This is a genomic window from Candidatus Cybelea sp., assembly GCA_036489315.1.
In the GTDB taxonomy this organism is placed as follows: Bacteria; Vulcanimicrobiota; Vulcanimicrobiia; order Vulcanimicrobiales; family Vulcanimicrobiaceae; genus Cybelea.
Genome location: DASXFZ010000054.1, coordinates 1 through 20,611 on the forward strand (window position 1 = coordinate 1; position 20,611 = coordinate 20,611).

The window sequence follows — 20,611 nt, forward strand, 5'->3', positions numbered from 1 at the left end:
CCGCCGATCGTCTATCAGGGCGTCGTGCTGGTTCCGGTTCGCGTGATCTCCGAGAGCATGGGCGCCTACGTGCAATGGGTTCCGGACCGTCGTTTGGTGGTGGTGCGGTACGTCGAACCGACGGCTCCGCCGACGGAGGCATCGCCGGCTCCCGAAGAGACGGTCGCGCCGCCGCCTCCGCCGTCCTCGACGCCCAATCCGCTCAAAGTCGGCGGTTATTTCCGTTCGTACTACTTCACGCGTCAGAACGCGTCGAACAACCCCGGAACGCAGTTCAACTTCACACCGGGTGCCAAATACAACTCAAACGGCGTCAATCAGGCGAGTTGGAATAGCGCCATCGCTCCGCATGCGGACTACGCCTTCGGGAGCACCGGCTGGGATCTCGGCGCAACCTACTTTTACGCCAATCCCATCAACGGTCCGTGCGTCGTTCCGGCCAATCACGCCAAGGGTGCGGTCTGCCTATCGCAGAGGCCGCCAAATAGGAATGCGGACGATACGCTTCCCGCCTACACGATGAGCACGTTCGACGAAATCTACCTCAAGTTCAAGAACTACGGGTGGAACGGCACCATCGGAAATCAACTCTTCGTCTCGCCGTGGGCCAACCCGTCGGACACGCGTCTAAAACCGGCCGCCTTTGAAGGCGGCGATCTTGGCTATACCGCTCCGAGCGGTTGGAGCGTCGAAGGAGCGGACATGCTCGCCTTCGAGAACCGGACGAGCTCGGCGTTCAGCCGCCAAACGCTGCTGACGAGCTTTCCGTCGGGCAACAGCGGCATGGCGCCGAACATCATCATTCCGGGCGGGCAAGGAATCAACACCAACGGCTTTTCCTACGGTAAGGCCGGCTTTGCCAATCCGTCGGGCACGGGGATCGCGGTCGACGGGTACGTTTACAACGTCAGCGATCTCGTCAACATGTGGTGGGGTGACGGTAAGTATACGTTCCCCGGTAGGTTTGCCCCATACATTGCCGTGCAGGGCGGAACGGAGAGTAACGCGGGGCAGTCAATTATAGGCAAGGTCGACAGCCAGGTCTTCGGCGCGCAACTTGGCCTCAACGTAACGAAGAACATCGCGTTTGCAGCTGGTTACGACCAAATCCCATGGAAAACCGATACGATCAACCTTCCGGCCAACGTCACGTGCGCTAACTCCAACTACCAGATCGCGGCGAAATCGAACTTCGCCTACTTTCTGCCGCTCAACGCGGCGCAGTGCTTTACGAACACGCACAGCGGATTGACGCAGGTCTACTACGGCGGCTGGGCCAGCCCGTACACCGACAACTACGATAGCGATCCGCTCTTTACGACCAGCGCGACGCAGGGCATGGCCGACCGCCGCTCGCCGGGCAGTTCCTATAAAGTCGGTCTTACATACACCTCTACCAATCAAAAGTGGATCTTCATCGCTACCGACGCGTGGTACAACTACGGAAACGCGCTGGCCCCGGAGAACACGAACATCTGGGTGCTCGACGGGCGCTATCGTTTCAGCCACGTCGGCAAAGGGCCGTACCACGGCTTGATGCTCCGCTACCGTTACATTCAGCGAACCCTCTCGAACACGTTCTGCGGCGATTCGGACACGAACTGTCCCGCGGGAACTCCAATCGGCTCCACTGAGTTCGGCGGTTTGCCGCTCTTCAAGTATAACCGCGCGATGCTCGAGTACGACTTCTAAATGGGAGAGAATCGACCGATGAACCGCTCATTACGTCCAGCGACCTGGATCGTCGCCGCCGCCCTTACCTTGTGCGTCGCAGCCTCCGCCGGCGCACAAGGTCAACCCTCGCTCACATTGCTCAACGTTTCGTACGATCCGACGCGCGAGCTGTACGACGACTACAACGGCGCTTTCAGTACGTACTGGAAGAAGAAGACCGGTCAAACGGTGACCGTCGAGCAGTCGAACGGCGGATCGGGTAAGCAGGCTCGCGCCGTCATCGACGGTCTGCAAGCCGACGTTGTGACGCTCGCGCTGGCCTACGACATCAACGCGATCTCGCAGCGGGGTTTGATCCCCGCCAACTGGCAATCTCGCCTTCCCAACGACAGCACGCCCTACACCTCGACGATCGTCTTCCTCGTGCGAACGGGCAATCCCAAGCACATCCGCAACTGGAGCGATCTCGTACGTCCCGGCGTCTCCGTCGTGACGCCGAATCCGAAGACGTCGGGCGGCGCGCGCTGGAACTTCCTCGCAGCCTGGGCGTTCGCGCTCTCGACATCGAAAAATAAATCGGCCGCGGCAAAAGCGTTCGTGACGAAGCTGTACAAAAACGTGCCCGTGCTCGATTCGGGGGCGCGCGGCTCGACGACGACCTTCGTCGAACGTGGGATCGGCGACGTCGAGATCGCCTGGGAGAACGACGCCATGCTTGCGGTCGATAAGCTCGGCCCCGGCCGATTCCAAATCGTTCGACCGCCGCTGAGCATCCTCGCCGAGCCCCCCGTCTCGTTGGTCGATCAGGTCGTCGACAAGAAGCAGACGCGCGCCGTCGCCCAAGCCTATCTGACGTATCTCTACTCGCCGGCCGGTCAGCAGATCATCGCCCGGCACTACTTCCGCCCGCGGCTTGCATCGGTTGCACGCCGGTACGCCTGGCAGTTCCCGGCAATGAAGATGGTAACGATCGCACAGTTCGGCGGCTGGGATAAAGCGCAGAAAACGTTCTTCGCCGACGGCGGCGTCTTCGACCAGATCTACTCGCCGAGTCAGTAGCGGATGCGCAAGAGGATAATTCCCGGTTTCGGCCTGACGCTCGGCTTCACGCTCTGCTATCTCTCCCTGATCGTGCTGCTCCCGCTCGCCGCGACGTTCGTTGAAACGTCGAAGATCGGCTGGCCGCAGTTCTGGCATATCGTGACGGCGCCGCGCGCGCTGGCAGCCTACGGCTTGAGCTTCGGGGCTTCGCTCGTGGGCGCGGCGATCAACTTCGTGCTGGGCACGCTGGTCGCGTGGGTGCTCGTGCGCTATCACTTTCCCTTTAAGCGTCTCCTCGATTCGCTCGTCGACCTTCCGTTCGCGCTGCCGACGGCCGTGGCGGGAATCGCGCTCACGACGATCTACGCCCCGAACGGGCTCTTCGGGCGCCCGCTCGCCGAGCTCGGCATTCACGTTGCCTTCACCCGGCTCGGCATCGTCGTCGCATTGACGTTCATAGGCTTGCCGTTTGTGGTTCGAACCGTTCAGCCGGTGCTCGAGGATCTCGATCGCGAGCTCGAAGAGGCCGCGGCCAGCCTCGGCGCTGGGCGCTGGCAGACGTTTGCGCGCGTCGTTTATCCCGCGATCGCACCCGCTGCGATAACCGGCTTCGCGTTGGCCTTCGCGCGCGGCGTCGGCGAGTACGGTTCGGTGATTTTCATCGCCGGCAATATGCCGATGCGCACCGAGATCGCGCCGCTGCTGATCGTCACGAAACTCGAGGAGTACGACTATTCCGGCGCCACCGCGATCGCCACGGTAATGCTGCTCATCTCGTTTGCGCTGCTGGTCGGCATCAACGGGCTGCAGCGATGGAGCGGCGGACGCCCGGAGTCCGATGCGAAGGAGGAGCCGGCAATGCGCCCGGCGTTCGGCCTCGGTGGTTAACGCGATTCCGGCGCGCTTCGTACCGGCGGTCTCCGAGTCGCCGCTGGTCAAGCGCCTGCTCATCGGAGTGTCGGTGCTCTTTCTCGGCATCTTCTTGCTCGTGCCGCTCGGCTGCGTTTTCGCCGTCGCATTCGGGCACGGCATTGCCGCCTACCTCGCGAGCTTCCACGATCCCGATACGCTCTCGTCGATTCGCCTAACGCTGCTGGCCGCTGGAATCGCGGTTCCCTGCAATCTCGTCTTCGGCGTTGCCGCCGCGTGGGCCATCGGCAAGTTCGAGTTCTTCGGCAAGAGCCTGCTGATTTCGCTTGTCGACCTGCCGTTTTCGATCTCGCCGGTCGTCGCCGGATTGACGTACGTGCTGCTCTTTGGAAGCCACGGGTGGTTCGGCGGGTGGCTGTCGGCCCACAACGTGCAGATCATCTTCGCCGTTCCCGGAATCGTGCTGGCGACGATCTTCGTTACCTTCCCGTTCGTCGCGCGCGAGCTCTTGCCGATGATGTCGGCGCAAGGAAACGACGAAGAAGAAGCTGCCCTGACGCTTGGTGCGGGCGGCTGGCAGACATTCCTCAAGGTGACGTTGCCGAACGTCAAGTGGGCGTTGCTCTACGGTGTGATTCTCTGCAACGCCCGGGCGATGGGCGAGTTCGGCGCGGTCTCGGTCGTATCGGGCCACATTCGCGGTCTGACCAACACGATGCCGCTGCAGATCGAAGTCCTATATAACGACTATCAATTCGTGCCGGCGTTTGCCGTCGCCTCGCTCTTGGCGCTGCTTGCGCTGGCAACGCTGGTCGTCAAGAGCGCCGTCGAATGGCGCAGCGCCGTTATTGAAAGGGGAACCAAATGAGCATCGCCGTTCGCAACGTGGTCAAGAAGTTCGGGAGCTTCTCGGCGCTCGACGACGTCAGCCTCGATATCCCCGACGGCCGGCTCGTCGCGCTGCTCGGTCCGTCGGGCTCGGGAAAGACGACGTTGCTGCGGATCATCGCCGGCCTCGAGAACGCCGATGGAGGGGAGGTCTGCTTCGACGGCCTCGATATGAGCCGCCGGTCGGCGCGCGAACGGCGCGTCGGCTTCGTCTTCCAGCACTACGCGCTCTTCCGTCACATGACCGTCTTCGAAAACGTCGCATTCGGTCTGCGCGTTCGCTCGAGGCGTTTGCGGCCCGCTAAGGACGCGATTCGCGCGCGCGTCTTCGAGCTGCTCGATCTGATTCAACTGCGAAATCAAGCCGGGCGTTATCCGTCGCAGCTCTCCGGCGGCCAGCGCCAGCGTGTGGCGCTGGCGCGAGCCCTGGCGGTCGAACCGAGCGTTTTACTCTTGGACGAACCGTTCGGGGCGCTCGACGCGAAGGTCCGCCAGGAGCTGCGCCGCTGGCTGCGGCAGCTGCACGACGAGGTCGGCGTAACGAGCGTCTTCGTGACGCACGATCAGGATGAGGCGCTGGAAGTCGCCGACGCCGTCGCCGTGATGAACGGCGGCCGCATCGAACAGGTGGGAACTCCCGAAGAGGTTTATCGCCGTCCCGCCAGCTCGTTTGTGTACAACTTCTTGGGCAATGTCAACCTGTTCCACGGACGCGTCGACGACGGGACGGCGCGCATCAACCCGGAAGCGACGGGTCACTTGGTCTTCGTGCGCCCGCACGATCTCGAAATTGCGCGCCGGGCGACCGGCGCGAACTCACTGCGCGTTACGGTCAAGCACATCAACGCGGCGGGGCCTGTCGTAAAGGTCGAAGCAACGACCGAGTGGGGAGCGCCGGTGCACGTCGAGCTGCCGCAGCAGCGCCTCGCCGACCTCGAGCTGAATAAGGGCGAGCAGATCTTCATTACGCCGCGCGACCTCGCCGTCTTCGCGGACGGGCGGCGCGTGAGCTAAGCATCCGGCCTTCCTCGCCGCCGGCGCGGGGGTTCGCGCGTTATCGCGTACAATACAGCGCCGGCATGGCTTCGACGATGAAGGCGCTCGTCAAACCGGGCCCGGGGCCCGGTTTTCGCTTGACCGATGTTCCGATTCCACAGATCGGGCCGACCGACGTGCTGATCCGGGTTGAAAAGGCCGGCCTGTGCGGAACCGACCACCACATCTACTCCTGGGACGCCTGGGCGCAGCACCGCGTCAAGCCGCCGATCGTCGTCGGGCACGAGTTCATGGGGACCGTCGCCGCGGTCGGTGACGCCGTTCATTCGGTGCGCGTCGGCGAACGCGTCTCGGCGGAGGGGCACATCGCCGATCTTACGTGCCTGCTCTGCCGAACCGGAAATGCGCACATCTGCGAGCGCGTGAAGATCATCGGCGTCGATCGCGACGGCGCCTTTGCCGAGTACATCGCGATTCCCGAGTACAACGTTTGGCGGCTCGATCCGTCGATCCCCGACGAGGTTGCGGCGATCTTCGATCCGCTCGGCAACGCGGTGCATACCGTCATGGCGGCCGGCGTCAGCGTGCGCAGCGTGGCGATCACCGGCGTCGGTTCGATCGGCCTGATGGCGATTCCGGTCGCCCGCGCCGCGGGGGCCAGCTTCGTCTTTGCGATCGACGTGAACCCGGCGAAGCTCGACCTGGCAAAGAGCCTGGGGGCCGACGCCACGTTTAACGCAACGCAGAGCGATCTGGTCGACGAAATCAAAAGCCGCACGCGCGGGGACGGCGTCGACGTTCTGCTCGAAATGTCGGGCAGCGGGGCTGCGATCGATCTGGGGCTGCAGTTCGTCCGCAACGGCGGACGCGCGGCGCTGCTCGGTATACCGGCGGACAACGTGAACCTCAATCTCGCCGAGCGCATCATCTTCAAGGGGCTGACCGTGCTCGGCATTAACGGGCGGCGGATGTTCGAAACGTGGTACCAGACGGAGGCGCTCGTGCGCAGCGGACGCGTGGACCCGCGCGCGATCATCACCCACGTGCTGCCCTATACGGATTTCGATCGTGCGTTCGATTTGATGGCCAAGGGCGAGGCGGCCAAGATCGTCCTCGACTTCAAAGGAGCAAATTCGGCATCATGAATCAGGCTTTCGAAGCGAAGCTGCAGAGCGATCTCGACGCGCTGAAGAAGGCGGGGACCTATAAGCGTCTCCGTCATCTGACGACGCCGATGGCGCCCGAAGTGCACATGGAAGAAGCGGGCGACGTCATCGTGCTCTCCAGCAACAACTATCTCGGCCTCGCCGACCTTCCGGAAGTCGTCGACGCGGGCAAACGCGGCCTCGAGAAGTATGGGGCGGGTACCGCATCCGTTCGCTTCATCTGCGGTACCTTCGACATCCACCGCACCCTCGAAGAGCGAATCGCGGAGTTTTTGGGCACGCAAGCGGCGCTGTCGTACGTTTCCTGCTGGAACGCCAACACCGGGCTGTTCGCGACGATCTGCGATGCCGGTTCGGCGATCGTCTCCGACGAGCTCAACCACGCCTCGATCATCGACGGCGTGCGGCTGGCCTCGAAGGCGCGCCGCGAACGCTTCAAGCATAGCGACATGGGCGAGCTCGAGGAGAGGCTCAAAACCGTCCAAGGCTGCTTCCCCATCGTCATCGTCACCGACGGCGTCTTCTCGATGGAAGGCGATCTCGCCAAGCTGCCCGAGATCGTCGAACTCGCGAAGAAATATGGTGCAATCACGGTCGTAGACGATTCGCACGGCACGGGTGTGATGGGCAAGACCGGACGCGGCACGATCGAGCACTACGGCTTGACCGGCGACGTCGATATCATCACCGGCACGCTCGGCAAGGCTCTGGGCGGCGCCGCCGGCGGTTTCGTCGCCGGCAGCAACGCGCTGATCGACACGCTGATTCAGCGCTCGCGCCCGCAACTTTTCTCCAACGCGCTGCCGGCAACGGTGGCCTGCAGTTCGCTCGCGGCGATCGAGTATCTCGAAGCGCACCCCGAGCTGGTGGAGGCGCTGCGCGAAAAGACGCGCTACTTCCGTGCGGGCCTGGAGCGCATCGGTTACAAGCCGCTGGAGAGCGAGAGCGCGATCGTGCCGATTATCGTCGGCGAAACGGCGTTCGCGATCGCCGTAAGCGACAAGCTGCTCAAAAACGGCGTCTTTGTTACCGGCTTCGGCTACCCGGTCGTGCCCGAGGGTACGGCGCGCATTCGCGTTCAGATCAGCGCAGCACTCAGCAAAGAGGAGATGGATCGCGCGCTCGCGGGCTTCGAAAAAGTGGGGAAAGAGACCGGATTGCTCGCTTGAGCTACCGCAAGCTCTTCGGGGTGCGGCCCGGCACGCGCGTCCGGCTCTCCGAGTTCGACTCCGGCTTCACCGGACGCCAGGAGAACCGCCGGTCGGCCGCCGCCGAAATGCAGCGCGACGACAAGCGCCTCTGCAATCTTCAATACCTCCTATACGCAAACCATCAGCGCTCGGTGCTCGTCGTTTTGCAAGGAATGGACGCTTCGGGCAAAGACGGGACGATTCGGCACGTCTTCGACGGACTGAACCCCCAAGGCGCGAGAGCCCATTCGTTTAAGGAGCCGTCGAGCGAAGAGCTCGACCACGATTTCCTTTGGCGGGTGCACCTTCAGACGCCGGCCAAAGGCGAGTTCGTGATTTTCAATCGCTCGCAATACGAAGACGTGCTGGTCGTTCGCGTGCATCAGCTCGTGCCGAAATCGGTCTGGTCGAAGCGCTACGAGCTGATCAACGAGTTCGAGCGCAACCTATCGCTCGCGGGCACGACGATACTCAAGTTCTTCCTGCACATCTCGGAAAAAGAACAGCTGAAGCGCTTTAAGAAGCGCCTCGACGACCCGGCTCGCCAGTGGAAGATTAGCGAGGCCGACTACAGCGAGCGCGCTTTCTTCAAAGACTATACGAAAGCGTACGAGGAGGTACTGGAGAAGACGAGCACGCCGTATGCGCCGTGGTACGTCATTCCGGCCAAGCACAAGTGGTTTCGCAACCTGGCGGTCTCAAAGATCGTCGTGGAAACGCTGGAGTCCTTTGGGATGAAGTTTCCGGAGCCGAGCGTCGACCTCGACGAAATTCGCCGCAAATACCATGGCGCCGAGAGGGACAAAAGAGGCTGAGGCCCGCGGCCCGCGCGACCGGACAAAACCGTTTGGTCCGCCGCGGCATACCGAGGACATGAACCACCTAATCCTGATTCTTTCCGTACTGCTGGCTACACCCGCCGGCGCCTCGGCCTCGCCGGCCGTAGCGATGCGCAACGATGCCTTCGTTCCCGCGACGCTGACCGTAACCGCCGGCCAAACCGTCACCTTCACCAATGTCGATGACGACGCTCACACGGTTACCGCGACCAACGGCACCTTCGATTCAAAAGGCCTGGATACCAGCGGCACGTGGCATCACACGTTCGCAACGCCGGGCGTGTACAAATACTTCTGCGAACTGCACCCCTTCATGAAGGGGACGATCGTCGTCAAGGCGGCCGCACCGTGAAGCGCGCGTCGTTCTTAGAGCACGTCGCCTGGACGGGCGCCGGCATCGCTTACACGCTGGGCGCCGGCGGTTTGCTGGCGGGGCGAGCTCTGGCCGGCGCAAACGGCAGCGTCGAGTTCGTGCAGATCAGCGACAGCCACATCGGGTTCCATCAAGCCGCCAATCCCGACGTCTCCGCGACGCTGAAGATGGCGGTCGACGCGATCAACGCGATGCCGTCGCAGCCGTCCTTTGTCGTGCACACGGGCGACATCACTCATCTCTCGACGCCGCAGCAGTTCGACGATGCACGCGCGATACTCTCGAGCCTGAAGGCGCCGTTGATCGCTTTGCCGGGCGAGCACGACGTGATCGGCAACGACTTCGCGCCGTACCTTTCGAAGTTCAAGATACCGCATTCGACCGCCGGCGGGTGGGCGTCGTGGGACGACAACGGCGTCCACTACATCGTCCTGCTCAACGTCTTCAACTTCGAGAAGATGGGCTTGATGGGCGCCGATCAGCTCGCGTGGCTTGCCAAAGACGTTTCGGCGGTCGCGAAAACGACCCCGATCGTGGTCTTTACCCACGTCCCGCTCTACGCGCTTTTTCCGCAATGGGGCTGGACGACCGAGGATGGCTCGAAGGCCTTGGCGATGCTGGCGCCGTTCGAGCACGTCACCGTCCTCAACGGGCACATCCACCAGATCGTCACGCACCAGGAAGGCAACATCCGCTTTGCCAGCGCCGACGCGACTGCCTACCCGCAGCCAAAACCGGGGAGCGCGCCGAAACCGGGTCCGGTGACCCTTCCCCACGGCGACCTCTTGCGCGCGATCGGCTACCGCACCGTCGAAATCGATGACGGTCGCCTTCGATTCGAGGATCGTCCGCTCGGCTAGCGTGCGCGACGAGCCGCTGGAACTTGCGTTCGAACACCGGGACGCTGCCGCGTACGAGACGGCCTACGACCGCTTCGGAGGCCGCCTGTACGCGACGGCGTTGCGGCTGCTGCGCGACCCCGAGACGGCCCGCGAGTGCGTGCAGGACGTCTTCTTGCACGTGTGGCATCGCGAGTCGGCCTACTCCGCCGCGCGCGGCAGCTTGGAGGCATTCCTCGTGACCTGCGTCCGCAATCGGGCGTTGATGCAGTTAAGAAGCAGCGCGCGCGGACGCGAATCCGTTAAGCGGCTCGACCCGCCGGGCGAATACACTCTCGAGGGCGACCCAATCGAACGCGAGCGGATCGGCAAAGCTTTGGCCGCGCTGAGCAAAGATCAAGCCGACGTCGTGCAGTTGGCGTACTATCGCGGCATGACGCTCGCCGAGGTCGCCGCATATCTCGCTATTCCGCTCGGAACGGTGAAGACGCGCCTGAGCGCAGCCCTTCGTGCGCTGCGGCGTTCGCTGATTCCCCAGGCCGTCAATGGAACCTGACGTGCACGTCGGCGACGCGGCAGAACTTTACGCGCTCGGCGCGCTTAGCGAGCGCGAGCAGGCCGAGCTCGAAGCGCACATCGCTGAATGTGCGGCGTGCTTGCGGCGAGTCGGCGAGGCGGAGGAGACGCTGCTGGCCCTCGAGCGCGGGAACAAAGCCATCGATTCCCCGCGCAGCCCGGCCAACGTTTTACCGATGGCTCGGCCCCGTAAGGCGTTCGCGTGGTGGATCCCAGCGGCAATCGCCGCTGCCTTCGTTTTGGGGTGGCTGGTGCCGCGCGTCGCGTACCAACCCGGTGTCGCCACGCTCGCGATGATCAACAGTCACTTCTCTCACGCGCAGTTCAGCGGTCACGGTCCGGCGGCCAAGGTCATCTACGCGCGCGACCGCTCGTGGTACTATGTTATCGTCTCCGGGCGCCGGCGTTTCGATGTCTATGGGGTTCGTGGAACGCAGTCGACGCGGCTGGGAACGACGGCCGCGCGGGGCGAGACGAGCGAACTATTCGTTCAACGGCAGCCGGCGTTTGGACGGATCGAGCTCCGCGCAGATAGCGGCTTAGTGGAAAGCGCTTCGATCCATTAGCGGCAGACGCTAGGGGGGACAGTTAGCCTGCTGCCACGCTTTGAATTTCTCGCACATCTCGGGCGTCCAGCGCTCCCCCGTTCCCGGCGGCGGCATCGTGCCCTGGCTCACGGTCCGGTAGATTGCCTCGGCGTACGATTGAACGGCGTCGTAGCTGGAGAGATCGACGCCCAGGCCTTTCATGTGCTCGACATCGATGGCGGTGAACATCGGGCGGATGTCTTTGGCGTAACTGATCGTGCTTTCGTCGGTCATTGGTGGCCTCCCAAAGGTCCGAGGTGAAAACAAATGGGCCCCGACGTGCGCAGGACCCGGAGTTGGTTGCGGGGGGTGGATTTGAACCACCGACCTTCGGGTTATGAGCCCGACGAGCTACCGGACTGCTCCACCCCGCGTCGCGACCGATTGAAATACGACGAGCCCGGTTTTGCCCCTGCCGGCGCCGAAGAGCGCCCTCATGACGACGGGCTCGCTTGCGGACCGAATCCCGAAAATTCACCTGCACTGCCACCTGGAAGGTGCGCTCCGCGCCGCGACGTTCGTCGAGTTTGCCTCGAAGCACGGCGTGCCGCTGAGGTATCGACCCTCGCTGCCGGTCGCGGCCGGAGGGGCGCGCGAGGAGCCGCAGGCTGACCCCGGCGACCCATACCGTTTTCAAAGCCATCGCGAATTTCTCTACCTCTTCGCAGCAGTCAGCCGGTCGCTGAAGGATGTAGAAGACTACGCGCGCCTGGCACGCGAGTTTGTCGAGGACGCCCTGCGCCAGGGCGTGATCTACGGAGAACTCTTCGTCTCGCCGTCCGTCTGGACGTTTTTTCACCCGCAACTCAACGTTCGCGCAACGATGGAAGCGATCGTCGCGGAACTGCGCGCGGCCCGGCCGCGCGCGACGTTTCGCCTTCTGCCGGACCTCACGCGGAACTTCGGCGGCGAAAGCGCGATGGCGACGGCTCGTGCGGCCGCGGAGATGACCGACTTGGATGTGATCGGCGTTTCGCTCGGTGGCGACGAGCAGCGCTTTCCGGGGCGCCTGTTCGCTGGAGCCTTCGCGTACGCGCGCGCAGCGGGGCTGCATTGCGTAGCGCACGCCGGCGAGTCGGACGGCGCGGCGAGCGTACGCGATGCTCTCGAAATACTCGGGGCGGAACGAATCGGCCACGGAATTCGCGCGCTCGAAGATCCGCAGGTCGTCGAGCTGCTTGCAGAACGTCGGGCGGCGCTCGAAATCTGCCCGACGTCGAACCGGCTGACCGGCGTCGCCCTGCGCGGCTACCCGCACCCGTACGAGGACTTCGACCGCCAGGGCTGCCTCGTGACGATCGACGCCGACGACCCCGCGCTCTTTGAGACCTCGATTACCGCGCAATACCGAATCGTGGAGGCGACGGCCGGCGCGGCGGCCCTGGAGCGTTACGTACGCAACGCCGTCGAAGCATCGTTTGCTCAGCCGTCCGAGAAAGCGGCGATGCTCGCCGAAATCGAGCCGGCGGTTGCGGAACTTCGCGAGCAGTCGAGAAGTTAGAGAGAGCATGCCCGGCCATTCCCATTCGCACTTCGCCGAATCTTTCGAAATGTACATGAAGGCGATCTATCGCTTGGAGCGGGAGGGTCCGGGCGTGACGACGTCCGCGCTCGCAAGCGAACTCGGCGTCGCGCCCGCGTCGGTCTCCGGAATGCTGAAGAAACTCGTCAACGACGGTTTTGTCGAGCACGAAGTTCGCGGCGATATCAAGCTCACGCGCAAGGGGCTGGAAGTCGCGGTCGGCGTCGTCCGGCGAAACCGGCTCGCGGAGCGGCTGCTGACCGACGTTCTGAAGATGCCGTGGGACGAAGTCTACGCCGAAGCCTGCATTCTCGAACACGCCATCACCGACCGGGTCGAGGAACGCCTCGTTAGCGTGCTCGGCGATCCCCGCACCTGCCCGCACGGCCACCCGATTCCGCCCAAGGACCTGACGGAGCCGATCCGCACCGGCGTTCCGCTCGCGCAGGTCGACCCTGGGAAACGCGTGACCGTCTCCGGCGTCACCGAGCAGATGCCCGAAATCCTTCGTTATCTCGATCAGGTTGGGTTGCGTCCCGGCGTCAAGCTGAAGGTGATCGAAAAGGCTCCGCTCGGCGGTCCTCTGACGATTGAAGTAGCCGGCAGCCGCCACGCGATCTCGCTCGAACTGGCGCGCACGGTGATGATCCAGTGATCACCAAGCTGCTCATCGCGCTCAATGTCATTGGGTTTCTTTGGGAACTCTACGTCGGCGGCCCCGGCGTATTGGGCGGCTTTACGACGCCGCGCAGCCAGAACGTGCTGCTCGAAGGCGCGTTGTTCCCTGCGGCCGTTCTGCAGGACGGACAGTGGTGGCGAATCTTCACCGGAGCCTTTTTGCACGGCGGCCTGCTGCACATCGGTGTAAATATGTTATCGCTATGGTCCGTCGGGCGTTTCATCGAGTTTGCGCTGGGACCGTGGCGGATGCTGCTCGTGTACTTTGTCTCGCTCGTCGCCTCGGGACTGGGCGTTGTGTACTTGAGTGCTCCGGCCACGCCGACGCTCGGTGCCAGCGGGGCAATATTCGGCATCTTCGGCGCCCTCTTCGCGGTCGGGTTCAAACTCGGAAAGCCCGGGATGGACCTCGTGCGCGCCAACGTCGGCATCCTCGTCATCAACCTGATCATCACGTTTACCGTACCGGTCATCTCCTGGCCGGCGCACGTCGCCGGGCTCCTCGCGGGCTTTATCACGACGTACGCGATCTACGTACCGCCGCGCCGCGTCGCCCCCGTCGTCGTCGATACCACGACCGGCCGAACGCTGGAGACAGAGTACGAAACGCCCAACGATCCTCACCCGGCACCGTGAGCGAGACGCTCGAGCGCGTCTTCGGAGTCGACGGCCCGATCGCGCGAAAGCTGCCGGGCTACGAACCGCGCCCGGGGCAGCTGCAGATGGCGCAGCTCGTCGAGCGCGGAATCTTGGAGAACATCCACACCATCGTCGAAGCGGGAACGGGCGTGGGGAAATCGCTGGCGTACCTCGTACCGGCGGTACGCAGCGGCAAGAAGGTCGTGTTGTCGACCGGCACGATCGCGCTCCAAGAACAGCTCGTGCACAAAGACATTCCGCTCGTCGAAGCGGCGCTCGGCCGGCCGATTCGCGTTACGCTGCTGAAGGGGCGTTCGCATTATCTCTGCCGCGAGAAGTTCGAACGCATGCGCGCGGACCGGCTCCTCGCCCCGTCGCCGTCGATGCAGCGCGTCTGGGACTGGGGAGCGCGCACGCGCACCGGCGACCGCGCCGAGCTTTCGTTTCTGCCGCCTGCCAACGAATGGGAACAGCTCGATGCCGATGCCGACGAGTGCATCGGGGAATACTGCCCGCACTTCCGCGACTGCTTCTACTTCGATAAGCGCGACGAGGCGAGGTACGCCGACGTCGTCGTCGTAAACCATGCGCTCTTCTTTCTTGACTTGGCCGGCGGCGGCGGATTGCTTCCGCCTTACGACGTCGCCGTGCTCGACGAGGCGCATCAGTGCGAACGCTGGGCGACCGACGCCGTAACCGCGGTGCTCTCGGGAAGCAGCATCGGACGCATGCTGCGCAAGATGCGCCGCACGTACGAGCTGCCCGCGGCATTCGAAGGCGACCTCGAAGCCGCCGTCGCCCGTTTGGAGACGTCGCTCGCGCGCGTCCCCGGCGATCGCTATCCGCTTGCCGCCAACGAGGACGCGGGTGCGCCGCTGGCCGGCCTTCGCCGGATTCTATACGATCTGGAGAACTGGCTATTCGCTAATTGGATGGACGCGCGAAAGCACAAGAACACCGGCGAACCCGGTGAAGCCGAGCGCCGGCGCGACTTGATGCTGCGCTCGGTCGTCGCGCACGAGGCGGTCATCGACCGGATCGAGGCCGGCTCCGACGAAACGATCGCGTGGGCCGAACGCAGCGACGCCGACGGACGCTACTCGGTGCACTGTGCGCCGCACGAGGTCGCGGACTTTCTGCGCGCCACGCTCTTTGCCCGGACGCCCAGCGTGATCCTCACCAGCGCGACGCTCGCGACCAACGGTTCGTTCGATTTCGCGCGCCGCCAGCTCGGAATCGACGACGCACAGGAACTGGTTGCGCCCTCACCATTCGACTATGCTCGCCAAGCGCGGCTCTTCATCGCACCGGCCGCATACAACCCGAAGTCGCCGGAGTTCGCTCGCCGAGCCGCGCCGCTGGTCGAGGAGTGCCTCGAGCGCAGCCGAGGCCGCGCCTTCGTGCTCTTCACCTCTTACGCGCGGCTGCGCGAGGTCTACGCCCTGCTGCGCGAGCGTCTCGCATACCCAGTCCGCCTGCAGGGGCAGCTGCCGCGTTCGCACCTGATCGATTGGTTCCGGCGCACTCCGGGCGCCGTGCTCTTTGGTACCGGCACGTTTTGGGAGGGCATCGACGTCGCCGGCGACGCGCTCTCGTGCGTGATCATCGATCGTCTGCCGTTCCCGTCGCCGAGCGATCCGCTCGTGATGGCGCGCGTGCGCGCCCTGGAAGCGCGCGGACTCGACGGCTTCGAACACTACATGGTGCCCGCGGCGACGGTGCGCCTCAAACAGGGTTTCGGGCGCCTCATCCGCAGCGGCAGCGACCGGGGATTGATGGCGCTGCTCGACGGACGCGCCTCTTCGACACGCTATGGCGCGGCAATCCTTTCGGCACTCCCGCCGGCGCTGCGCATCGAAGATCTCGACGAGCTCGCACCCTTTTTCGCACGGGAAGATGTCTCTTGAAACTATCTGTAGCGGCGCTCTGCCTCGTTTTCGCCGCAACGGCGCAAGGCAGCGCACTCGCATGGGGAACGCCCGGGCACCAGGAGATCAACGCCGCGGCGACGCGCGCGCTCCCGGCGAGCGGGCCGGTCTTCTTGCAGTCACCGGCCGCCGTTGCGACGGTCGAATCGCTCGGTCCTGAAGAGGATCGTCTGAAGGGCGCGGGCTACTCGTGGGATCGCGACGACGACCCCGCACACTACGTCGATCTCGGCGACGACGGCACGATCGCCGGAACGATTTCGATCCGCCGGCTTCCCGACGACATGGAAACGTACGAAAGAGCGCTCGCCGCCGCGGGAACGGACCCGTATCGCGTCGGGTACTTGCCCTACGCGATCGCCGACGGATGGGAGCAGCTGCGCAAAGATTTCGCGTATTGGCGCGCCTTCAACTATCTGCAAGCCCATAGCCCGCAGCCCGCGTACCGGCTGCGCTTTGTAAAGGCTCGCGAGTTGCGCGAGATGCTGATCGTACACGACATCGGCATCTGGGGACACTTCGTCGGCGACGGAAGCCAGCCGCTTCACGTGAGCGTCCACTACAACGGCTGGGGAAAGTACGACAATCCCAAAGGGTATACGCAAGCGCCGATTCACGCGCCGTTCGAAGGGGCGTTCGTTCGCGACCACGTGACCCCGGCCGGCGTTGCGCATGACGTTACGGCGCCGGGGCAGCCGCCGCCAAGCCACCTGCTCGGCCAAAGCGAGATCCTCGCCGCGGTCGGAGCCTATCTCGCCGCCACGGAGTCGCACGTCGATCGGCTCTACGATATCGAGCGCACCGGCGGCTTCCGCGAGGCGAGTCCCGCGGCGGTCACCTTCGCCACCCAACGCGTCGCCGACGGGGCGCGCGAGCTTCGCGATCTAACCCTGCTCGCCTGGCAGAATAGCATCGACGCGTCGGTTGGCTACCCCGAAATCTCGGTGCGCTCGATTCTCAGCGGCGGCGTCGTACCCGAACCGGGCGCCTTCGGCGGCGATTAAAGCGCAGAAGACTCAATAGCGCAGCGAGGCTTGCGCGACAACCTGCGCGCCGTCCATCAACGCAAGTTGATCCATGCGGTGGCTCTTTGGAAGATAGAGCATGGCCACGTCGCCGTGCGGCACGGCCTGCCCGAGCATCGTCCGCTCCCCGTCGTGCATCCACGCGACGCTCAGCGTGTGGGAGACGTCCTTCACGACGATGACGTACCACTCTCCGCTCGCCGCGTAAGCGACCGACGCGCTCGAGCCTTCGGGCATCTTCGGCATCGGGTGAAACGCGGCGACGCGGTGCGTCGAGCTCGCCAAGCGATCCATCGCGGCGCTCTGCACGGTCATCGCGTTATGCATCCGGCGATTCTCCGCAAAAAAGTAACTCGACGGGAGAACGCCGATAACGAACGCGGCCGCTGCCGCGAGCCACGGCGACGCCGAAGAACTCGACTGCCGCCTGCCGCCGATCGCGCCCAGCTCGCCTGAAAGCAAACGCTCAATGCGTGAACCCAGCTCGACCGGCGCCTCAAGCCGGGATTCGAGCGAGGCAGCCAAAGCGACGTCCGCCTCGGCAGCGCCGAGCGCTTGCGCGCACGTAACGCACCGTGCGGCGTGCGTCCGTACGGAGGCCGCCTCGTCTTCCTCAAGCGCACCGAGCGCGTAGAGAGCCGCGCGATCGTCGACGTGCCCGCTCACGATGGTTCCTCGCGCGCCCCGCCGGAGGCCAGAGCCGCGGCGAGTTTGCGTAACCCGAGGCTGATGCGGCTTTTGATCGTGCCCAGCGGCTGCTGCAGCTCGGAGGCGATCTCGGTGTGCGTCTTGCCGTCGTAGAAGGCCATCGAAAGCGCCGTACGCTGATCGTCGGGAAGCCGTGCAACCGCCGTGCGAACGCGATCGCGTTCGATCGGATCCTCCACCTCCAGCTCCGCGTGCTCCTCCGCAAACGAGGCCAGCCGCCCGCTCAAGCGCGTGCGGTTAACCGCACGCCGACGTCGCGAGATCGCCTCGTTGCGTACGCAGACGACGAGAAAACTTCGCAGCGAGCCCCGCTTTTCCGAATAGGGAGCGCGCGATCGCCAGAGCTTTGCGATCGCATCGTGCACGCAATCCTGCGCCTCGTCGCGGTTGCGCAGGACGTTGTAGGCCGCCGAATAGAGCAGCGAAGCGTACTGCCGGTACGCTTGCGCGAACGCCGAGCGCTCGTGGGCCGCGAACGCTATCGCCAAGGCTTCCTCACTCTCCAATGGAACGCTCGATTCGCCCGTGCGGATGGCTCGCTGCTCCCTTAATCCTCTTGCGTGACCTCGGTCCTCGCGCGCTCCGCGAGTTCCGCAACGATCGACGAGTCTGCCAGCGTCGTCGTGTCGCCGAGCGTGCGCCCCTCGGCGATATCGCGCAGCAGGCGGCGCATGATCTTGCCGCTGCGCGTCTTGGGAAGCTCCTGCGCGAACGTCACGTACTTCGGGCGGGTGAACTTGCCCAGCTTCGAAGCGACGTGGTCGCGCAGCTCGTCGGCGAGCTCCGCCGAACCCGTCTGGGCGCCCTTGAGCGAAACGAAGGCGTAGACGGCCTGCCCCGTCATCTCGTCGAGTTTCCCGCAGACTGCGGCTTCAGCAACCTTCGGATGATCGACGAGCGCGCTCTCGACTTCCGTCGTCGAGATGCGATGGCCGCTGACGTTCATCACGTCGTCGATGCGCCCCATAAACCAGTAGTTTCCGCCGGCGTCGCGCCGCGCGCCGTCGCCCGCAAAATAGAGATGCGGAAACTTCGCCCAGTAGGTCTGTATGTAGCGCTCGTCGTCGCCCCAGATGCCGCGCAGCATTCCCGGCCACGGCCGCGTCAGCACGGCGTACCCGCCGCCGCCAAGCGGCACCGCCTCGCCGCGATCGTTGACGACGCCTGCCGCGATGCCGGGCAACGGCTGCGTCGCACTCCCGGGGAGCAGCGTCGTCACGCCCGGCAACGGTGCAATCATGATGCCGCCCGTCTCCGTCTGCCACCACGTGTCGACGACCGGCGCTTTGTTCGCGCCGATCCACTCGCGATACCAGATCCACGCTTCGGGATTGATCGGTTCGCCGACCGTGCCGAGCACGCGCAGCGACGAGAGATCGTGTCGCGCGGGATACTCGGTGCCCCACTTCATAAAGGTGCGTATTGCGGTCGGCGCGGTGTAGAGGATCGTCACGCGATAGCGCTCGACGATCTCCCAAAAGCGATCCTTATCGGGATAGTCCGGCGTGCCTTCGTAGATGACGCCGGTCGCGCCGTTCGCCAGCGGGCCGTAGACGATGTACGAGTGCCCGGTGACCCAGCCGATATCGGCCGTGCACCAGTAGATGTCGCTCTCCTCTTTGAGATCGAAGACCAGCTTGTGCGTCATCGTAACGTGCGTCAGATAGCCGCCGGTGGTGTGTTTGATGCCCTTTGGCTTCGCCGTCGTGCCGCTCGTATAGAGAAGGAAGAGCAGGTCCTCGGCGTTCATCGGCTCGGGTTCGCACTCCGCCGGCTGCCCCGCGACGAGCTCCTGCCACCAGACGTCGCGCCCTGCGTGCATGAAGACTTCGTCGCCGATTCGCCGCGTGACGATGCAGTGCCGGATCGAAGGCGTGCGCTCCATCGCGATGTCGCAGTTGCGTTTGAGCGGTACTTTGTTCCCTCGGCGCCAGCCGTGATCTGCGGTAATTAGCGCCACGCAGCTCGCATCGTTGACGCGGTCGACGATCGATTCTGGCGAAAAACCACCGAAGATCACCGAGTGGGGCGCGCCGATTCGCGCGCAGGCCAGCAACGCGATCGGCAGCTCCGGCACCATCGGCATGTAGATCGCGACGCGATCGCCCTTCTTGATGCCCAGCGACCGCAGTCCGTTGGCGAAGCGGTTAACGTCCTCGAGAAGCTGCGCGTACGTGATCGTCCGGCGATCCCCCGGCTCTCCCTCGAAGTAGAAAGCGATTTTGTCACCGCGCCCGGCGCGGACGTGCCGGTCGAGGCAGTTGACCGAGACGTTGAGCTCGCCGTCGCCGAACCATTTTGCGAACGGCTCGTTCCACTCCAGTACCGTCGTGAACGGCTTGCTCCATTCGAGTTTGCGCGCCCACTCCGCCCAGAAAGCGAGGTAGTCCCGTTCGGCTTGCTCGTACAGCCCGGCGCTTGCATTCGCTTGCTTCGCGAATTCCGGCGATGGTGGAAAGCGGCGGCTCTCCTCAAAGAGCGCTTCGATGGCGTGGCCCATGAGGCGACTTACGAGGGCCGAACGGTCATGCCTGCCGAAGCTCTACTCCAGGAAACCATGCTGGCTGCACTTGTCCTCGCGGCGCTCATCGCGCCGGCGCAAACGGGGCTCGCAACGATTCGATACGATGCGCCCCCGCCGAATTTCGCGATTCCAACTAAGCACGGAACGCACTATCTTTCCGACCTGCGCGGCCGCGTCGTCGTCGTCGACTTTTGGGCGAGCTGGTGCGATGTCTGCACGAAAGAGCTGCGTGATTTCGTTCGCGCGAAGAAGCTGTACGGCGACCGCGTCGACGTCGTTACGATTTCCAATGAAGACCCGGGCGTCGCGGCGAGCTATCTGCAAACGTGGGAGATCCACTTGCCGCTCGTCGAGGACTTGCAAGGCGCCATCTCGCGCCTCTACTCGGTCTCGAAGATTCCCGTCACGCTCGTCCTCGATCCCAGCGGCGCCGTCTCGTACGTCTCGGTTGGCGGGCTCAGCTGGCAAGAGCTCGTCCAAGCAATCGAGCGCGCCCAAGCATCCCCTACCGCTAGCACTCGGGCCTCCGGAGTGCTACAGTAGGGGGC

At 64.2% G+C, this 20,611-nt stretch carries 22 protein-coding genes and 1 tRNA gene; 18 read left to right on the plus strand and 5 right to left on the minus strand.

The window, feature by feature from the left end:
- From VGG51_11520 to VGG51_11575, 12 genes are all read left to right on the plus strand, one after another.
- Window positions 1-1,692 (plus strand): hypothetical protein (locus VGG51_11520; GenBank protein ID HEY1883658.1); only part of this gene is annotated, 1,692 nt, incomplete at its 5' end.
- An 18-nt stretch (window positions 1,693-1,710) separates the two neighbouring features.
- A complete protein-coding gene (locus VGG51_11525; protein HEY1883659.1) occupies window positions 1,711-2,733 on the plus strand; it encodes a sulfate ABC transporter substrate-binding protein in 1,023 nt (340 codons plus the stop codon).
- Window positions 2,734-2,736: 3 nt separating this feature from the next.
- Window positions 2,737-3,603, plus strand: coding sequence for a sulfate ABC transporter permease subunit CysT (gene cysT / locus VGG51_11530; protein HEY1883660.1), 867 nt, complete (start codon window positions 2,737-2,739; stop codon window positions 3,601-3,603).
- Window positions 3,596-4,453, plus strand: a complete 858-nt coding sequence (gene cysW / locus VGG51_11535) for a sulfate ABC transporter permease subunit CysW (protein ID HEY1883661.1) — start codon at window positions 3,596-3,598, stop codon at window positions 4,451-4,453. Before cysT ends, cysW begins: the two co-directional genes overlap by 8 nt.
- Window positions 4,450-5,487, plus strand: coding sequence for a sulfate ABC transporter ATP-binding protein (locus tag VGG51_11540; GenBank protein HEY1883662.1), 1,038 nt, complete (start codon window positions 4,450-4,452; stop codon window positions 5,485-5,487). Before cysW ends, VGG51_11540 begins: the two co-directional genes overlap by 4 nt.
- 65 nt (window positions 5,488-5,552) lie before the next feature.
- Window positions 5,553-6,614: an L-threonine 3-dehydrogenase gene (gene tdh, locus VGG51_11545; protein HEY1883663.1), complete on the plus strand. Its 1,062-nt coding sequence runs from the start codon at window positions 5,553-5,555 to the stop codon at window positions 6,612-6,614.
- The gene (locus VGG51_11550; GenBank protein HEY1883664.1) at window positions 6,611-7,804 is read left to right on the plus strand and encodes a glycine C-acetyltransferase; all 1,194 of its coding nucleotides are present in this window, start codon (window positions 6,611-6,613) and stop codon (window positions 7,802-7,804) included. Before tdh ends, VGG51_11550 begins: the two co-directional genes overlap by 4 nt.
- A complete protein-coding gene (locus VGG51_11555; protein ID HEY1883665.1) occupies window positions 7,801-8,640 on the plus strand; it encodes a polyphosphate kinase 2 family protein in 840 nt (279 codons plus the stop codon). The genes VGG51_11550 and VGG51_11555 overlap by 4 nt, the downstream gene beginning before the upstream one ends.
- A gap of 58 nt (window positions 8,641-8,698) precedes the next feature.
- Window positions 8,699-9,016 (plus strand): cupredoxin domain-containing protein, encoded by a 318-nt coding sequence (locus VGG51_11560; protein HEY1883666.1) that lies wholly within the window; start codon window positions 8,699-8,701, stop codon window positions 9,014-9,016.
- Complete coding sequence (locus VGG51_11565; GenBank protein HEY1883667.1) at window positions 9,013-9,897, plus strand: metallophosphoesterase; 885 nt, start codon at window positions 9,013-9,015, stop codon at window positions 9,895-9,897. Before VGG51_11560 ends, VGG51_11565 begins: the two co-directional genes overlap by 4 nt.
- Window positions 9,857-10,432, plus strand: a complete 576-nt coding sequence (locus VGG51_11570; protein HEY1883668.1) for a sigma-70 family RNA polymerase sigma factor — start codon at window positions 9,857-9,859, stop codon at window positions 10,430-10,432. The genes VGG51_11565 and VGG51_11570 overlap by 41 nt, the downstream gene beginning before the upstream one ends.
- A gap of 1 nt (window position 10,433) precedes the next feature.
- Entirely contained in the window at window positions 10,434-11,018 is a 585-nt protein-coding gene (locus VGG51_11575) for a zf-HC2 domain-containing protein (GenBank protein ID HEY1883669.1), read from the plus strand.
- A 9-nt stretch (window positions 11,019-11,027) separates the two neighbouring features.
- Here the strand turns inward: VGG51_11575 and VGG51_11580 are convergent, their stop codons facing one another.
- Together VGG51_11580 and VGG51_11585 are read right to left on the minus strand one after the other, a co-directional pair.
- Window positions 11,028-11,273, minus strand: a complete 246-nt coding sequence (locus tag VGG51_11580; protein HEY1883670.1) for a hypothetical protein — start codon at window positions 11,271-11,273, stop codon at window positions 11,028-11,030.
- A 63-nt stretch (window positions 11,274-11,336) separates the two neighbouring features.
- Window positions 11,337-11,413: transfer RNA gene (locus tag VGG51_11585), tRNA-Met, on the minus strand.
- Between the two features lie 62 nt (window positions 11,414-11,475).
- Here VGG51_11585 and add point away from each other — a divergent pair.
- From add to VGG51_11610, 5 genes are read left to right on the plus strand one after another with little or no spacing between them, the layout of a single operon-like run.
- Window positions 11,476-12,540 (plus strand): adenosine deaminase, encoded by a 1,065-nt coding sequence (add, locus tag VGG51_11590; protein ID HEY1883671.1) that lies wholly within the window; start codon window positions 11,476-11,478, stop codon window positions 12,538-12,540.
- Window positions 12,541-12,547: 7 nt separating this feature from the next.
- Complete coding sequence (locus VGG51_11595; protein HEY1883672.1) at window positions 12,548-13,216, plus strand: metal-dependent transcriptional regulator; 669 nt, start codon at window positions 12,548-12,550, stop codon at window positions 13,214-13,216.
- Window positions 13,213-13,875, plus strand: a complete 663-nt coding sequence (locus tag VGG51_11600; GenBank protein ID HEY1883673.1) for a rhomboid family intramembrane serine protease — start codon at window positions 13,213-13,215, stop codon at window positions 13,873-13,875. The genes VGG51_11595 and VGG51_11600 overlap by 4 nt, the downstream gene beginning before the upstream one ends.
- Window positions 13,872-15,785, plus strand: a complete 1,914-nt coding sequence (locus VGG51_11605; protein HEY1883674.1) for an ATP-dependent DNA helicase — start codon at window positions 13,872-13,874, stop codon at window positions 15,783-15,785. Before VGG51_11600 ends, VGG51_11605 begins: the two co-directional genes overlap by 4 nt.
- Window positions 15,782-16,810, plus strand: coding sequence for a hypothetical protein (locus tag VGG51_11610; GenBank protein ID HEY1883675.1), 1,029 nt, complete (start codon window positions 15,782-15,784; stop codon window positions 16,808-16,810). The genes VGG51_11605 and VGG51_11610 overlap by 4 nt, the downstream gene beginning before the upstream one ends.
- A gap of 12 nt (window positions 16,811-16,822) precedes the next feature.
- On the opposite strand, the gene VGG51_11615 is transcribed toward VGG51_11610, so the two are convergent.
- From VGG51_11615 to acs, 3 genes are read right to left on the minus strand one after another with little or no spacing between them, the layout of a single operon-like run.
- Window positions 16,823-17,497 carry a hypothetical protein gene (locus VGG51_11615; protein ID HEY1883676.1) on the minus strand — a complete coding sequence of 225 codons (675 nt, stop codon included), beginning with the start codon at window positions 17,495-17,497 and terminating at the stop codon, window positions 16,823-16,825.
- The gene (locus VGG51_11620; GenBank protein HEY1883677.1) at window positions 17,494-18,027 is read right to left on the minus strand and encodes a sigma-70 family RNA polymerase sigma factor; all 534 of its coding nucleotides are present in this window, start codon (window positions 18,025-18,027) and stop codon (window positions 17,494-17,496) included. Before VGG51_11620 ends, VGG51_11615 begins: the two co-directional genes overlap by 4 nt.
- A gap of 59 nt (window positions 18,028-18,086) precedes the next feature.
- Window positions 18,087-20,039, minus strand: a complete 1,953-nt coding sequence (gene acs, locus VGG51_11625) for an acetate--CoA ligase (protein ID HEY1883678.1) — start codon at window positions 20,037-20,039, stop codon at window positions 18,087-18,089.
- Window positions 20,040-20,096: 57 nt separating this feature from the next.
- Between acs and VGG51_11630 the strand changes: the two genes are divergently transcribed.
- Window positions 20,097-20,606 (plus strand): TlpA disulfide reductase family protein, encoded by a 510-nt coding sequence (locus VGG51_11630; protein ID HEY1883679.1) that lies wholly within the window; start codon window positions 20,097-20,099, stop codon window positions 20,604-20,606.
- The last annotated feature ends 5 nt before the right edge of the window (window positions 20,607-20,611 follow it).

Coding starts and splice junctions, on each gene's coding strand:
- VGG51_11525 (HEY1883659.1), top strand. CDS start 1,711: ATGAACCGCTCATTACGTCCAGCGACCTGGATCGTCGCCGCCGCCCTT.
- cysT (HEY1883660.1), top strand. CDS start 2,737: ATGCGCAAGAGGATAATTCCCGGTTTCGGCCTGACGCTCGGCTTCACG.
- VGG51_11540 (HEY1883662.1), top strand. CDS start 4,450: ATGAGCATCGCCGTTCGCAACGTGGTCAAGAAGTTCGGGAGCTTCTCG.
- tdh (HEY1883663.1), top strand. CDS start 5,553: ATGGCTTCGACGATGAAGGCGCTCGTCAAACCGGGCCCGGGGCCCGGT.
- VGG51_11550 (HEY1883664.1), top strand. CDS start 6,611: ATGAATCAGGCTTTCGAAGCGAAGCTGCAGAGCGATCTCGACGCGCTG.
- VGG51_11560 (HEY1883666.1), top strand. CDS start 8,699: ATGAACCACCTAATCCTGATTCTTTCCGTACTGCTGGCTACACCCGCC.
- VGG51_11570 (HEY1883668.1), top strand. CDS start 9,857: ATGACGGTCGCCTTCGATTCGAGGATCGTCCGCTCGGCTAGCGTGCGC.
- VGG51_11580 (HEY1883670.1), bottom strand. CDS start 11,273: ATGACCGACGAAAGCACGATCAGTTACGCCAAAGACATCCGCCCGATG.
- add (HEY1883671.1), top strand. CDS start 11,476: ATGACGACGGGCTCGCTTGCGGACCGAATCCCGAAAATTCACCTGCAC.
- VGG51_11595 (HEY1883672.1), top strand. CDS start 12,548: ATGCCCGGCCATTCCCATTCGCACTTCGCCGAATCTTTCGAAATGTAC.
- acs (HEY1883678.1), bottom strand. CDS start 20,039: ATGGGCCACGCCATCGAAGCGCTCTTTGAGGAGAGCCGCCGCTTTCCA.
- VGG51_11630 (HEY1883679.1), top strand. CDS start 20,097: ATGCTGGCTGCACTTGTCCTCGCGGCGCTCATCGCGCCGGCGCAAACG.